The sequence below is a fragment of the Gordonia zhenghanii genome, from assembly GCF_021738965.1.
In the GTDB taxonomy this organism is placed as follows: Bacteria; Actinomycetota; Actinomycetes; order Mycobacteriales; family Mycobacteriaceae; genus Gordonia; species Gordonia zhenghanii.
In genome coordinates this window covers 680,786-696,078 of record NZ_JAKKOQ010000001.1, presented here as the reverse complement: position 1 = coordinate 696,078, position 15,293 = coordinate 680,786, and the positions used below count along the sequence as shown (strand labels likewise).

The following is a 15,293-nucleotide window of genomic DNA, read 5'->3' as shown; positions in this document are numbered from 1 at the left end:
CGTACACCCTACGGGCGGTCAATCCTCATCTGACTGATGACCCCGACTGCGACGCAGGAGTTCCTGAACGCTGATCTGGTTGCCTTCGTTCCCGCGGTCCGGCCGCAGTTCGCGGGCCGACCGCGACTCGGCTGACTGTTCGTCGTTGTCCGAAGCGGGCTGCGGTGTCCCAGTCTGCGGTGTCCCAGTCTGCGGTGTCCCGGTCTGGGGTGTCCCAGATCGGGGCGGTCCAGATCGGGGCGGTCCGGATTGAGACTCCGGGGCAGGCCGCCGACCCGACGTGGGCGGTGCCGGCGTCTGGGGCGTCGGCGGCGCCTGCCGGGGGCGAGGCTGGGGAGCTGTGGGCCTCGGCTGCGGTCCGCGTGGGGCCGGTGACCCGGTGGCGCGCTGCGCGGGCGTGGGACGTTGCGCGGGCAGCGGTTGCGACGTCGGACGCTGCGGACGCACGGGTTGTTGTGCGGGGGCGACCCGACCCGATGAGTCGGGTGTCTCGACCGGTGCTCCCGCTCGTTGCTGCGGTCGCGGCCGCAGGTCACGGGAGGTCTGGCGGACACCGCCTGCCCCGAGTCGCCAGGAACCGGTGTCCGGGCCGTCGCTCTTACGCTTGGTCGACGCCTGCGCGGGCGCCGGTGCGGCAGTCCGTGGTCGGGCGGCATTAGCCCCAGCGGCAGGCTTAGGCCCAGCAGGTTTAGGTGCAGCAGGTTTGGGTGCCGCTGTCCTCGGGACGGCCTTCGCCGCGGGCTTCGCAGCGGTCTCCGGGCCCTTGGCAGGCGCGTCGTCGGAGATTAGCTCGTCCAGCGTGCTCTCGGTACCGTGCGTGTCGCTCGCGTCGACGTCAGAGCCTTCGTCGCGACGACTGAGCGCGCGGCGCGCGCCAGTGGGCTCGGCACGCCCGGCGACCGGCCGTTCGCTGATGCGCTTCATCGACGTCGTCGGAGCCTCCGCTGCGGCCACCACGCCGCCGGACGACGCGCCGAGGGTCGCGAACGTGCTGTTCTCCTTCTCATCCGGCTCGTCGCCGAGGGTGGTCTCGCCGAGTCCGATCTTCTGCTGCAGACGCTGCATCCAGCGCGGCGACCACCAACAGTCGTCGCCGAGCAGTTTCATGACGGCAGGCACAAGTAGCATGCGGATCACGGTGGCGTCGAGGATCAGCGCCGCGATCATGCCGTACGCGATGTACTTCATCATCACGATGTCCGATAGACCGAAGGCTCCGGTGACGACGACGAGGATCGCCGCGGCAGCGGTGATGATTCGGCCCGTGTTGGCGGTGCCGACGCGGATGGCCTCCGTCGTCGACGCGCCGTTCTGTCTGGCCTCGACCATGCGAGAGAGCAGGAATATCTCGTAGTCGGTCGACAGCCCGTAGATGATCGCGATGATCAGCACGAGGATCGGCGCGAACAGCGGGCCGGGCGTGAAATTGGCGATCGACGAGCCGTGCCCGTCGATGAAGATCCACGTCAAGATGCCGAGAGTGGAACCGAGGCCGAGAGCCGTCATCAACGCGGCCTTGATCGGCAGGATCACCGACCCGAACGCGAGGAACATCAGGAGTCCGGACACCAATACCAGCAGGATCGCCATATACGGCAGCTTGGTCATCAAGCCGTCGATGGAGTCCTGGGTGAGGGCTGGAGTGCCTGCGACGTACATGCGCAAGCCCTGGGTGTCGATGTCGCGCAACGATGTGATGGCATCGGGGGCGTCGTCGCGGTTCTGCAGGCCTGCCGACATCTGGGTGACGCCGAGCCCGTTCTGCTCGTTGCCGTAGATCCCGTCGAGCGCGCCGCCGTCGGCGTCGGGCGAGAACGGTTTGGTGAAGCCGGGGATCGTGTTCGCCTCGTCGGCGATGGACTGCAGTTTGGTCGCGACGTCGTCGCCGTTCTGGTCGTAGACGACGACGAGTTTCAGCTCTTCGGTGCGCTCCGTCGGGAACAGTTCGTCGAAGTGCTGCTGAGCGATACGGTTCTGGTTGTCCGGCGGCAGAAGCTTCTCGCTGAGCCCGGTGAACGCGATGTTGCCGAACGGGATGATCAACGCGAGCAGGAGCAGGACGGTCGGGATCGCCGTCTTGAGCGGATGCTTCATCACCCAGGACGCGAGCTTGCCCCAGAACCCGGCCTCGACCTCTTCCCGGGTCTTGGTGCGGTTCAGGAACGGCAGACTCAACGCGTCGACGCGACGGCCGAGGATCGCCAGAATCGCAGGCAGGACCGTGATCGACAGGATCGCGGCGAGCCCGACGGACGCGATGGCGCCGTACGCCACGGATTTGAGGAACGCCTGCGGGAACATCAGCAGACAGGCCAGCGCGGCGACGATGATGGTCGCCGAGAAGACGACGGTCTGGCCCGACGTCATCACGGTTCTTCGGATGGCGGCCTTCGGCGTGTACCCCTCGGCCAATTCCTCACGGAAGCGACTGACCACGAACAGCCCGTAGTCGATCGCGATACCGAGACCGATCAGGGTGATGACGGACTGAGCGAAGATGTTGAGCTCGGTGGCCTGCGCGATCAGCTTGGTGATGCCGAGCGAACCGGCGATCGTCAGACCGCCGATGAAGACCGGGAGGATCGCGGCGACGACGCCGCCGAACACGAACAGCAGCATGATCGCGACCACCGGCAGCGCGATGACCTCGGCGCGGTGGATGTCCGCGTCCATGCCGTCGCTCATCGCGCTCGCGATCGGCTGCAGGCCGGCGAGTTCGAATTGTGTGCCAGGCAGTTCGTAGCGTTCGTCGAGACCGTCGAAGAACGGTTCGATCGACTTGTAGTTCTTGAGGATCGTGGTGTCGTCGTTGCCGTTGACACCGATCGAGATGAATCCGTGCCGACGGTCGTCGGTCCACATCCGGTCGCGTTTCTGATCGGCCGCGATCTGGCTGGCACCGTTGTCGGCGGAATCGAACGGGCTGATCAGGCCTGCGTGGTCGTCGTCGACTTCACGGCTGACGACGTCCGGGTGCTCGGCGATCAAGTCGTCGGTCAGCTTGAGCATCTTCTGTCCGAAGGCCTCGTCGTCGATCGACGTGCCCTCGGGTGGCGTGATCAGCAGGATGACGTCGGACTTGTGGTCGCGACCGAGGGCCTCGTCGGCGACGACCGAGCCGGTCACGGACTCGGACTGGGGATCGAACCAACCGCTCTGCGACAGGTGTTTCGACAGGTCCATGCCGTACAGACCGAGGCCGCCCATCAGTGCGATCAGCACAGCGATGACGGCGTAGCGCATTCGGTACACGAATGAGCCGATGGATCCGAACACGCCGGCTTCCTTCCTTCTCGCGAACACTCGAAAGTGCGATTGTCTCAGCTACACCTGAGAGAATGCGGCTACTACCAGGGGCGAAACGCTCAGGTTTCGGTACGTGACTCTCATCTTCACTTGAGGAGTGCACTGAGCGGACGGAACGGGGTGAGCCATGCGCCGTCGTCGGGCAGCGAGTCGAGACTGATGCGCGGGAGGGGCTCCCGGAACACGCTGGCGATGTCCTCGAGGTCGACAAACTCCAGTTCATCGGCGGCGAGTGCCCAACTCGCGTGCTCCCGGAAACCGATCACCGTGACCGGGACGCCTTCGGCGGCGATCTCCAGCAGCGGCTCCCGGAACGCTTGCCCGTCTGCGGAGGCGACGATCACACCGGCGAGGCCGGGAGAATGTCGTCGCACCTCGAGGTGGTTGAGCATGTCTTCGTCGACGTCGCTGTCGTCGGTCAGCTTGGGCTTCGCGAAGACGGCGTAACCGACGTTTCGCAGGGCCTCGACCCACGGTCGAACGACATCGGCGCTTCCGGGCGCGATGTTCGTGAACACCGTCGCCTCGGGCTCGACGTCGGCGTGGGTCGCTGCCCCGATCGCGGCGGTCCGTTGGAGTACCCAGCGACCGAGCGCGTCGAAGCGGGGACGGTGCGCGGCGGTGGGACGGCCGCCGAGGAGGCTGCCGAGCCCCATGTCCATGTTGGGGGCGTCCCAGACGAGGAGGACGCGCCGCGTCGGGCTGGTTCCGGTGATCGATTCGGCGAACTCGGGGGCGGTCATGAGGGGTCCTCCTGGCTTTGACCGCTCGCCTGGACGCGCGGGTACGGCTTAACGTAGACGAACTCGTTGACCTCGCGGCCTTCTACCTGGGCTCGCCCTTCGAACTTAGTCGTCGGCCGCTCCAACAGGATGGGCGAATCGAAGGTCAACGGCACCACGTGAGCTCGGTCCGGATGCTGGGTGGCGAGCAGTTCGGCGATCCACAGCGCGTAATCGGCGTGGTCGGTCGCGATGTGCAGCACGCCGCCGGGGGCCAGTCGGTCGGCGATCAACTCGATCGTCCCCGACTGCAGGAACCGACGTTTGTGGTGGCGCGTCTTGGGCCACGGGTCCGGGAAGAACACGCGGACACCGGTCAGGCTGTTCGACGCCACGAGTTCACTGAACACGACGGTCGCGTCGCCGCGGATCATGCGGACGTTCTCGAGGCCGCCGCGATCGACGAGGCCGACGAGTTGGGCGAGACCCGGCTGGTAAACCTCGACGGCCACCACGTCGACGTCGGGCTCGGCTTCGGCCATCGCAGCCGTGGAGATACCGGTGCCGCTGCCGACTTCGATTACCAGCGGAGCCTTCCGGCCGAACCACTGCGTCTGGTCGAGCGGAGGCTCGTCGTCGGCGGCGTCCTGCCCGGTCTGCAGATCGCGGCCGAGCGTCGGCCACAGCGTCTCCCAGTTGCGCCGCTGACCGGTGGTCAGCGAACCGCGGCGGAAGCGGAAGCTCGTGACGCGTGGGTACAGACGCGAGTTGTCGCGGCTGGCGGACGGCTCGTCGACGGGGTTCTCGTCGTTGTTCACCGCTCCATGGTGTCGCACGTCGGGCCGTTATCCACAACCGACACCCGGATGTCTGCAACCGGCGCCGTCGGCCATCGGCGGCGGGTAGCGTCGGGTTCGACTCTCGGGGGAGGCGTCCAGATGGGGGAACACCAGACGTTCGCGGCGGCCAGACGGCGGCGTATGGCGCCGCTCGCGGTAGCTGTCAGCGGGCATCCAGGCGTTGGCGCGCACACCGTGGCGGCCGCCTTGCGGTCACGGTTTCGACTGTGCTGCACGGTGATCGGCGACGCGGACCCGCCGGGCGGGGCTGACCTCCTCGTCCGCGTGATCGGCTCCGGAGCACGCAGATGCGACGTCCGCGCGTGTAGCGCGCAGACGCCGCTGATCGTCGTCGCGGGCAAGGCCGATGTCCGCGACGACTCCCGAGCCGAGGCCGCCGCGGCAGCCGATGTCCTCGGCCGTCCGGTCGTTCCGGTGTCCGCGCTCTGGGCGTCGGCGACGGTCGGCCCGTCAGCGCTCGCCGTGCTGCGCGCCGCCGAACCCGGCGACGACGTCGTGAGGAGTTACGGAATCCGCGGGGTCGCGGCGGCGCAGGACTGGTTGGCCGCAGAGCCACAGCTGTCGGGTGCCGACATCGCGACGAGGCTGCACGACGCGAGCGGGATCGACGCCGTCGCCGATGCCGTCCGCGCGGTGTCCGGGGAAGTCGCGTCGCTGCGGGATCGCCGACTGTGCGCGGATCTGCGACTGCTCGCTGCGCGCGGGGCGGCACGCGAGGGCGCCGAACAGGCGCTCGTGGGGGTGCACCCATGAGTGAGTGGGCCGGCGACGGCGGGGATGCCTGCGTGCACGTTGTGGGTGTGGTCGGCGCTGATCCTGACGGTCTCGCAGCCGCCCTCGGCGGAACCTCGTCAGGCTGGGGCACTGTGCGAGACAGGGGCACTGCGAGAGAAAGGGACGCTGCGGGGCGATGCGTCGTCGTCGCGCTCGATCTCTCGTGCGAGCCGGGCGCCGAAGAACGCGACCTGCTGGCCGACCTCGCCGATCGCGGGGTGTCGACTGCGCTCGTGGCCACCCGGGTGGACCGGTACCCGGACTGGCCCGACCTCGTGGCGCGCGCTCGGGTGATCCTCGATCCGGACCGTCGCCTCGCACTGTTCGCCGTCTCGGTCGAGACCGGCGGCGGTCTCGACGATGTGCGGCGCTGGTTCGCCGGCGTCGAACCTGGGGAGTCGACGCCGGTGCGCCCACCGACCGAGGTCGTCACACTCGGCACGACGCGGTGCGCTGGAGGCGCAATGAGACGGCCGCCCGTCGGACCGTCCCGCGCCGACCGGTTGACCGGGGTCCGCGCGGGCGTCAGTGCGGCACGCGCGGATGTGGTCACCGCGGCTCGCGAGAGCATCCAGGGACTCGCCGTCACCGCCGATCGGGAGTGCGCGAGAGTGCGCCGCCGCGATGTCGACGAGTACACGCAGTGGCTGAGCGACGCGATGGCGGCCGTCGACGTCGCTGCGGATGCGCTGCTCGCCGAGCGACTCGACCGGGTGCGCGCCGTGGCGGCCCTCGGCTCGCCGGAGATCGGCGGTCCGAGACCGTCGAGTCCGCACGTGAGGGCGCGCACCAGTGGGGCGGTCGCACCGCCGCCGGAACGACGTCCCAATGCGGAGGACGCGGTGATGCTGCTGTTCGGAGTCACTGCCGGGTTCGGCGCCGGGCGGGTTCTCGTCTCGCCGATGGCGCAATGGGCCGGTCTGGGATGGACGGGGACGGCGCTCACCGCGCTGACGGGACTCGCGGTGGCCGCCTGGATCGTCGGCGTGCGTCGGACGGCCTCGACCCGCACCGCGCTGCGGCGGTGGACGGCGGACACCGTGACCTTGCGGCGGACTGCGTTGGAGCACCGGTTGGCCGCACAGTTGAGCGACGTCGAAGCCGCCGTGGGGCGAGAAGCATGGAACCGAACGCCCGCGCGGAACGTCTAACCTTATAGAGGCTCACGGAAGGCACGATGGAGGACTGGTTCGGCATCGAATCCGCGGACGGCGACGTCGCCGACGCTGGATCGTCTGCGGCCGCGCACGCGGGCGACGACCTCTGGATCTACGACGACGGACAATTGTGGGACCTCGGCCCCGCCGAACTCGATGCCGACGCCGACGGCGTCCCCGACTCGATAACGACGGAGGCCGCGGGCGACCCGGTGATCCTCACGGACACCGACGGAGACGGCCGGGTAGACCGAATGACACGGCTGGACACGGCCGGTCGAGTCACCGTCTCGGATGAATGCGACGAACCGCTCCCATGGAGACCCACGTCACTCGGCCGCCTACCGTGACGAATTCCTCGCCCAACCGAGTGCCGAAGTGCTGTGTACAACGCGTATCCTCGACGTCAACTGCGCCTGGACGGAACTACTGGCGTGGGCATTGCCGTTACTGAGGAGATCCGCATGACCGCTGCGACCATTCCGGGCCTCGAACCCGGAAACGCCCCGACGACACACGCCGGACTGCTGGAATGGGTGGCCGAGGTCGCCGAACTCACGCAGCCCGACAAGGTGGTCTGGTCGGACGGTAGTGACGAAGAGTGGACTCGCCTGTCCGGTGAGCTCGTCGAGGCCGGCACCATGGTGAAGCTGAACGACGACAAGAAGCCGAACTCGTTCCTGGCACTCTCCGATCCCGCCGACGTCGCCCGTGTCGAGTCGCGCACCTTCATCTGCTCCAAGACCGAGGAAGCAGCCGGACCGACCAACAACTGGGTCGACCCGGAAGAGATGCGCACGACGATGACCGAGCTGTACCGCGGCTGCATGCGTGGTCGCACCATGTACGTCGTCCCGTTCTGCATGGGACCGCTCGGCTCGGACGATCCGAAGCTGGGCGTGGAGATCACCGACTCGGCGTACGTCGTCATGTCGATGCGCGTCATGACCCGCGTCGGCCCGAAGGTCCTCGAAACCCTCGGAACCGACGGTTTCTTCGTGCGGGCACTGCACTCCGTCGGCGCTCCCCTCGAGCCAGGCCAGGAAGACGTGCCGTGGCCGTGCAACCCAGAAAAGTACATCGTCCAGTTCCCCGAAGATCGCGTGATCTGGTCGTACGGCTCGGGCTACGGCGGCAACGCGCTGCTGGGCAAGAAGTGCTACGCGCTGCGCATCGCGTCGGCGATGGCGCACGACGAGGGCTGGCTGGCCGAGCACATGCTGATCCTCAAGCTGATCTCGCCCGAGGAGAAGGTCTACTACATCGCGGCCGCGTTCCCGTCGGCCTGCGGTAAGACCAACCTCGCGATGATCCTGCCGACCCTGCCGGGGTGGCGCGCCGAGACCGTCGGCGACGACATCGCCTGGATGCGCTACGGCCAGGACGGTCGCCTGTACGCCGTGAACCCCGAGTTCGGCTTCTTCGGTGTCGCACCGGGGACGGGCATGGACTCGAACCCGACCGCGATGCAGACCATCGAGGCTGGCAACACCCTGTACACGAACGTCGCCCGTACCGACGACGGCGACGTCTGGTGGGAGGGCATCGGCGAGGCGCCCGACCACCTCGTCGACTGGCTCGGCAACGACTGGACGCCGGACTCGGACACCAAGGCCGCGCATCCGAACTCGCGGTACTGCACCCCGATGTCGCAGTGCCCGACGCTCGCTCCCGAGTGGGACGATCCGCAGGGCGTGCCGATCTCGGCGATCCTGTTCGGTGGACGTCGCAAGACGACGGTTCCGCTGGTCACGCAGGCCCGCGACTGGGAGCACGCCGTCTTCATGGGTGCGACGGTCGGTTCGGAGCAGACCGCTGCCGCAGAGGGCAAGGTCGGCACCACTCGCCGCGACCCGATGGCGATGCTGCCGTTCCTCGGCTACCACGTCGGCGACTACTTCGAGCACTGGCTGAACATCGGTCGCCGCAACGGCGCCGAACTGCCAGCCGTGTTCTACGTCAACTGGTTCCGCCGCGGAGCCGACGGCCGCTTCCTGTGGCCGGGATTCGGCGAGAACAGCCGCGTCCTCAAGTGGATGGTCGACCGCATCGAGGGTCGTGTCGAGGGTGTCGAGACGCCGATCGGCATCGTCGCCAAGCCCGAAGAGCTTGACCTGACCGGGCTGGACGTATCGGTCGACGACCTCGCCGAGGCGCTCGCCGTGGACACCGACGAGTGGCGCGACGAGCTGCCGAGCATCGAGGAGTGGTTCTCCTTCGTCGGCGACAAGCTGCCGACCGCGCTCCGCAACGAGCTCGACGGCCTCCGCGAGCGCCTGAGCTGATTCAGCGGCAACTTGCTGATCGAGCGGTACCTCTGTTGATCGAGCGGAGTCGAGATCTTCTCGGCTCCGCTCGTTCTATTTCACTGCCGTTTCGCACCGTTGTCTCACAACACAGTTCGTCCGTATCGTCTGGCGAACGGTCGCCCTGAACAGGGCAGATCAGCGGCGGGGAGGTACCCGCATGTGAATCACGATCGTCCTCAGGGAGATTCCGGATAGCGCTTCGCCCCAGTGTTTGGAACTCTTGACGTATGACACACGCAGCCGTTGCCCAGGATGAGCAGTTCGCCGCACGCGCCGAGGGCGTGGTCAAGACGTACGGATCGGGCGACACCGTCGTCCATGCGCTGCGTGGCGTGAGCATCGGGTTCCAGACGGGCGAGTTCACCGCGATCATGGGGCCGTCGGGTTCGGGCAAGTCGACGCTCATGCATTGCCTGGCCGGTCTGGACACCGCGACGGAGGGGACGGTGCGCATCGGGTCCGTCGAACTGGCCGGATTGTCCGACAAGGAGATGACCAAGCTGCGGCGCGACCGCATCGGCTTCGTGTTCCAAGCGTTCAACCTGGTGCCGACGCTGACCGCGGAGGAGAACATCACGCTCCCTCAGGGCATCGCGGGCCGCGACGTCGACCGCGAATGGTTCGACACAGTGATCGGCAGGCTCGGCATCAAAGACCGGTTGAGCCACCGTCCGAGCGAATTATCCGGCGGCCAGCAGCAACGCGTCGCGTGTGCCCGCGCCCTCGTCGGACGACCAGACATCATTTTCGGCGACGAGCCGACCGGCAACCTCGACTCCCGCTCGTCCGGGGAGGTCCTGGACATTTTGCGTGCGGCGACCGACGAGTTCGGGCAGACCGTCGTCATCGTCACCCACGACCCGCGCGCGGCGGCCTACGCCGACCGGGTCGTGTTCCTGGCCGACGGCGCGCTGGTCCGCGAATTGCGTAGGCCGACCGCCGACGACGTCTTCGAGGTCATGAAGCACCTCGACGACGCAGCGCCCGGCTCCGCGACTACCGGGCAGCAGTGATCATGGCGTCCTCGGTGATGCGGAAAGTCTCTGTCCGCAGTCTCTCCTCACATAAGCTTCGGCTCGTCCTCACCGTCTTCTCCGTGGTGCTCGGCACGAGTTTCGTCGCAGCGGCGCTCATCTTCACGTCGACGGTCTCGTCGGCGTTCAACTCGATCTTCGACAACGCTGCGCGCGGCGTCGCCGTCGAGGTGACGGCTGCCGACTCGCAGTCGCCGGGCGTGCCCGTCGACGTCGTCGACCAGCTCCGGAAACAGAAGGACCAGCTGGGCATCGACCGCATCGTCGAGAACGTCAGCGGTCCCGTCACCGTCGCCGACTCGTCGGGCAAGGCGATCCAGACCGGTGGGGCGCCGAGCGTCGCGTCGGCGTATCTGCCACCGGACCAGGGCATCGGCGACTCGAACACCGTCGTCGACGGTCGGGCGCCGGCGAAAGAGGGCGAGATCCTGATCAACAAGGACGCGGCCGACAAGGCCGGTCTGCATGTCGGATCGACGACGACAGTCGTGCTCGGAACCGGAATCTCCGATCCCCTGCAGGTGACGGTCGTCGGACTCTCCGACATGCCGACGTCCACTGGCGGCTTCGTCGGCATCGCGTTCGACAAGGACACTGCGAACCAGTACTTCTCCGACGGCGAGTACGTCTCGGTCGTCGACATGACCGCTAAGCCCGGCGTCTCGGACACCCAGTTGCGGGACGCCGTCCACGGCGCGCTCGGCGACGCGAAGACCGTCGACGACCTGTACCAGGTCCGCACGGGCGACCAGGTGCGGGAAGACCAGAAGTCCCAGATCGATCAGTTCCTCACGATCATTCAGGCGGTGTTCCTCGCCTTCGCTGCGATCGGGCTGCTCGTCGGAACGTTCATCATCTACAACACCTTCTCGATGATCGTCGCCCAGCGAAACAAGGAGTTGGCGCTGCTCCGCGCGATCGGCGCGAGCCGGAAGGACGTGTCGCGGTCGGTGCTGTTGGAGGCGTCGATCGTCGGCGTGATCGGCGGGCTCGTCGGCCTCGGCCTCGGTATCGGTGTGGCGGCGCTCCTGCTCGCGTTCACCGAGTCGCAGGGGCTGCCGTCCAACGGCATTCAGATCGGTGCGACGGCAGTCATCGCCGCACTGTTCGTGGGCGTCGTCGTCACCATGCTCAGCGCGTGGATACCGGCGCGTCGTGCATCGCGCATCCCGCCGGTCGAAGCCATGCGGTCGAGCACCGTGGAACCCGGAGCGGGCTCCCTGCGCAAGCGGACGCTCGTGGCAGCGATCCTGGGCGTGCTGGGCGTCCTCGCCCTGGTGATCGGCGGGCTCGGCGAAGGCACCGCACGCGCGTTGATCGTGGGCCTCGGTGCGGTCCTCGCGGTGGTCGCTGTGGTGCTGGGCGCGCCGGCCTTGTCGCAGCCGTTCGTCGGCGCGCTCGGGGCGCTCTTCGCCAAGCCGTTCGGGACCGTCGGCAAGCTCGCCCACACCAACGCGGTCCGCAATCCGCGCCGTTCGGCGGCCACTGCGTTCGCGTTGACTCTCGGGCTGATGCTCGTCGTCGTCATCGGCACCATCGGCACCTCGTTCAAGGGGACCGTGAACAGCGCCGTGGACAAGGGCGTGACCGCTGACTTCATCATGTCGTCGACCAACAACGGGCCGTTGCCGATCGGCGTCGCCGACACGGTCCGCGCGAAGGTCCCCGACGCCGGGGTCGTCATCAGTCAGGCAGTGGCGACCGCGAAGGTCGACGACAAACCCGTCTGGATGACGGCTGCGCTCGGCGGATCGCTCAACGACGTCGCCGTCGTCAACGCTGTCCAAGGCAGCATCGACGTGCCGGGCGACGGCCTCGCGATCGACGAGTCGACCGCACGTGATCAGGGGTGGAAGCTCGGCCAGAAGATCACACTGACCGCACCGACCGGCGACGCAGTGCCCGTCACGATCACCGGCGTGTACGAGGACAGCGAAGTGGTCGGACCGCGGATCGTCGGCAAGGACGCCTATCTGAAACTGGTGCCGGTCGAGTCGATGCGACAGGCCTCACCCATCTGGATCAAGGGCAAGCCCGGCGTCGACGCCGACGAGTTGCGCACCCAGATCGAGGATGTGACGAAGCAGTATCTCGTCGTCCAGATCCAGGACCGAGAAGAGTTCAAGAGCACGGTGTCGTCCACCATCGACCAGATGCTGGTGACCTTGTATGCGCTGCTCGCGTTGTCGTTGGCGATCGCCGTCCTCGGCATCGTCAACACGCTCGCCTTGTCGGTGGTGGAGCGCAAGAAGGAGATCGGCATGCTGCGCGCCGTCGGTATGGCCCGGTCGCAGGTCCGCCGCTCCATCTATTTGGAGTCGACGTACATCGCCGTGTTCGGAGCGTTGCTCGGTGTGGTCCTGGGGCTGGCGATCGCGATCCCGCTCGTCCGGACTCTGGCCTACTGGGGACTCGAAGGGGTCGTCATTCCGTGGGGGCTGATCGGTGGGACGCTCGTCGGAGCCGCGGTGGTCGGTGTGGTCGCGTCGCTGTGGCCTGCGATCACCGCTGCCCGGACTCGGCCGCTGGAGGCGATCGTAGAATCGTGACAGCTCGACTGGACAGGTCGGGCGATCGCGACCACCAGCACGAGGTGCAGACATGAGCAGACCGAACACCAGACGGACGGTGGTGCTCTCGATCGTGACGTTCCTCGCGCTGGTCGCGGTGGTCGTGGTCGCGGTGCTCATCGTTCGGGACAGGACGTCCTCGCCCGAGAGCGCTGCCCCGACGACGGTCGTCGTCTCGTCGCCGACCTCCACCACGTCCACGCCGACGTCCACTTCCACGTCGACGCCGACCTCCACTCCCGAATCGACGCACACCCGGCCGACCGGGGAGCCGGGCAGCGTGACCTACCAGCTCACCGGCGACGGGGAGGTTGTCGGCGTCACGTACCGATCGGGCAACAAGAAGCAGGTCGTCGTCATCACCGGGACCCCGTGGCAGCAGAAGACGACGCTCAAGGGCAAGCACGCGGAACTGTCTGGCATCGTCGTCCGCGGCCGGATCACCTGCACGATCATGCAGGGCGAAGAACTGTTGGCGTCGTCGACCTCGGGCGGCGGACCGTTCTCGTGCAAGGGCAAGCTGCCGCACTGATCGGCGTCTCCGGTAGCTGGTTGAGCAGCGCCCCTTTGTAGTTGGTTGAGCGAGCGAAGCGAGTCGAAACCCCCGCTACCGCTTCACCATCACGAGCACGAGATTGGTCGCGCCGACTTCCCGCACGCCGGGGACCTTCACTACCGGCCACGCCCACCGCGGCAGGTAGCGGGGGAAGGCGAGTCGTAGCGTCGCGTCGGGCGCCGTGCGCGCCCAGCGCAGACCCGCGGCTGCGGTGATCGGGAACAGTGACTCGCCGAACAAGTTCTTCGGCGGATGTCCGTGCCGACGCGTGTACATGCGAGCTGCGCGGTGGCCGCCGAGATAGTGGGTCAAGCCCATCTCGTGGCCGCCGAACGGGCCCCACCACAGCGTGTAGCTGAGGACGATCATGCCGCCGGGGCGGGTCACGCGGACCATCTCGTCGGCCATCTCCCACGGCTGGTCGGTGTGCTCGGCGACGTTCGACGAATAGCAGACGTCGACACTCGCCGTCTGGAACGGCAGATGCTGGCCTTGCGCGCGGACCGCCGTCCGGTGATCGAGGCCCGCCGCGTGCATCTCGCCCGCATCGGGTTCCACCGACAGATAGGCGGCGCCGCGGGCGGCGAACGCATCCGCGAAGAAGCCTGGCCCTCCGCCGACGTCCAGGACGGTGGAGCCGGCGATCGAACCGGGGTGCAGATCGGCGATCGTGGTCGCGGTGTCGTCGGCCAAGGCGCCGTAGAAGCGGTCGGGATCGGTCTGCTCGTGACGGAACTCGCGAAACAGTCGTACCGAACGGGCGACGGTGGCCCGGCGCGCGAAGCTCGACGGCATCGGTCTCGACGGCGGCATCGCTCTAGCGTCGCATACCCTGGATCGGGTGACCCCGCCGACCGATGTGCTGCTCCTGTGTTGGCGCGACACAGGTCACCCGCAGGGCGGCGGCAGCGAGCGCTACCTCGAACGCGTCGGAGCCGAGCTCGCGCGCCGAGGGGCCCGAGTCACGTTCCTCACCGCGGCTTATCCGGGGGCTCCGCGTCGTCAGACGTCCGCGGGAATGCGTGTCCTCCGCGGCGGGGGACGTCTCACCGTCTATCTGCGTGCCGCCGCGACGCTCGTCGCCGCACGATTCGGTCGAGGCAGACTCGCAGGCTATCGACCGGACGTCGTCGTCGACACGCAGAACGGAGTCCCGTTCTTCGCGCGTCTGCTGGTCGACGCCCCGACGGTCCTCCTTGTTCATCATTGCCACCGCGAGCAGTGGCCGGTCGCAGGCCGCATGCTGGCGAGGATCGGTTGGTTCGTCGAATCCGAACTGTCACCGTGGATCCACCGCTCGAGCAGCTATGTCACGGTGTCCGAGCCGTCGGCCGTCGAACTCGTCGAACTCGGCGTCGACCGCGGCCGGATCACCGTGATCCGCAACGGCGTCGACCCGGTGCCCGACGGTGTGAACGGACAGCGGAGCCACCCGGGTGTCCGGCTGATCGCGGTGTCCCGCCTGGTACCGCACAAGCAGGTAGAGCACGCATTGCAGGCCGTCGCCGCTCTCGCCGCACGAGGCGTCGACGCGCACCTGGACGTCGTGGGCGGGGGCTGGTGGGACAACGAACTACGCTCCGCTGCAGCCGATCTCCGGATTCTCGACCTGGTGAGCTTTCACGGTCACGTCGACGAGGCACGTAAACACGAACTACTGGCGTGCGCCGACCTCCATCTGATGCCGTCCCGGAAGGAGGGGTGGGGGCTGGCCGTCGTCGAAGCCGCGCAGCACGGTGTGCCCACCGTCGGATACCGCAGTTCCGCGGGACTGACCGACTCGATCGTCGACGGTGTGACCGGGGTACTCGTGGACGATCTCGACGAACTCACCGATGCGGTCGCAGCGCTCGTCTCCGACCGCGACCGGCTCACCCGACTCGGCGACGCTGCGAAGAAGCGTTCCGGCGACTACTCGTGGGCGTCGACCGCCGACGGCTTCGAAGAACTGTTCCACGGCCTCTAACCCTCTCGTAGGTGTCACCAGGTGACACCTACGAGAGGG

At 67.6% G+C, this 15,293-nt stretch carries 12 protein-coding genes; 8 read left to right on the top strand and 4 right to left on the bottom strand.

The window, feature by feature from the left end; translation table 11 throughout:
- Positions 1-18: 18 nt before the first annotated feature.
- The 3 genes from L5G32_RS03090 to trmB form a co-directional block, all read right to left on the bottom strand.
- Positions 19-3,276: an MMPL family transporter gene (locus L5G32_RS03090; protein WP_237009530.1), complete on the bottom strand. Its 3,258-nt coding sequence runs from the start codon at positions 3,274-3,276 to the stop codon at positions 19-21.
- 116 nt (positions 3,277-3,392) lie between these two features.
- Entirely contained in the window at positions 3,393-4,049 is a 657-nt protein-coding gene (locus L5G32_RS03085) for an NYN domain-containing protein (protein WP_237009529.1), read from the bottom strand.
- Positions 4,046-4,864, bottom strand: coding sequence for a tRNA (guanosine(46)-N7)-methyltransferase TrmB (gene trmB, locus L5G32_RS03080; protein ID WP_372491623.1), 819 nt, complete (start codon positions 4,862-4,864; stop codon positions 4,046-4,048). Before trmB ends, L5G32_RS03085 begins: the two co-directional genes overlap by 4 nt.
- A gap of 30 nt (positions 4,865-4,894) precedes the next feature.
- Here trmB and L5G32_RS03075 point away from each other — a divergent pair, with 30 nt between their 5' ends.
- The 7 genes from L5G32_RS03075 (at position 4,895) to L5G32_RS03045 (ending at position 13,264) form a co-directional block, all read left to right on the top strand.
- Positions 4,895-5,641: a hypothetical protein gene (locus tag L5G32_RS03075; protein ID WP_237009527.1), complete on the top strand. Its 747-nt coding sequence runs from the start codon at positions 4,895-4,897 to the stop codon at positions 5,639-5,641.
- The gene (locus tag L5G32_RS03070; protein ID WP_237009526.1) at positions 5,638-6,813 is read left to right on the top strand and encodes a type 1 periplasmic-binding domain-containing protein; all 1,176 of its coding nucleotides are present in this window, start codon (positions 5,638-5,640) and stop codon (positions 6,811-6,813) included. Before L5G32_RS03075 ends, L5G32_RS03070 begins: the two co-directional genes overlap by 4 nt.
- 26 nt (positions 6,814-6,839) lie before the next feature.
- Complete coding sequence (locus L5G32_RS03065) at positions 6,840-7,169, top strand: DUF6802 family protein (RefSeq protein WP_237009525.1); 330 nt, start codon at positions 6,840-6,842, stop codon at positions 7,167-7,169.
- Between the two features lie 114 nt (positions 7,170-7,283).
- Positions 7,284-9,104, top strand: coding sequence for a phosphoenolpyruvate carboxykinase (GTP) (locus L5G32_RS03060; RefSeq protein ID WP_237009524.1), 1,821 nt, complete (start codon positions 7,284-7,286; stop codon positions 9,102-9,104).
- A gap of 251 nt (positions 9,105-9,355) precedes the next feature.
- Positions 9,356-10,141: an ABC transporter ATP-binding protein gene (locus L5G32_RS03055; RefSeq protein WP_237009523.1), complete on the top strand. Its 786-nt coding sequence runs from the start codon at positions 9,356-9,358 to the stop codon at positions 10,139-10,141.
- Positions 10,142-10,158: 17 nt separating this feature from the next.
- Positions 10,159-12,711 carry an ABC transporter permease gene (locus L5G32_RS03050; protein ID WP_237009522.1) on the top strand — a complete coding sequence of 851 codons (2,553 nt, stop codon included), beginning with the start codon at positions 10,159-10,161 and terminating at the stop codon, positions 12,709-12,711.
- Between the two features lie 52 nt (positions 12,712-12,763).
- The gene (locus tag L5G32_RS03045) at positions 12,764-13,264 is read left to right on the top strand and encodes a hypothetical protein (protein WP_237009521.1); all 501 of its coding nucleotides are present in this window, start codon (positions 12,764-12,766) and stop codon (positions 13,262-13,264) included.
- A gap of 75 nt (positions 13,265-13,339) precedes the next feature.
- Here L5G32_RS03045 and L5G32_RS03040 read toward each other — a convergent pair whose 3' ends face one another.
- A complete protein-coding gene (locus tag L5G32_RS03040; protein WP_237009520.1) occupies positions 13,340-14,101 on the bottom strand; it encodes a methyltransferase domain-containing protein in 762 nt (253 codons plus the stop codon).
- 28 nt (positions 14,102-14,129) lie between these two features.
- Here L5G32_RS03040 and L5G32_RS03035 point away from each other — a divergent pair, with 28 nt between their 5' ends.
- A complete protein-coding gene (locus L5G32_RS03035) occupies positions 14,130-15,254 on the top strand; it encodes a glycosyltransferase family 4 protein (protein ID WP_237009519.1) in 1,125 nt (374 codons plus the stop codon).
- The last annotated feature ends 39 nt before the right edge of the window (positions 15,255-15,293 follow it).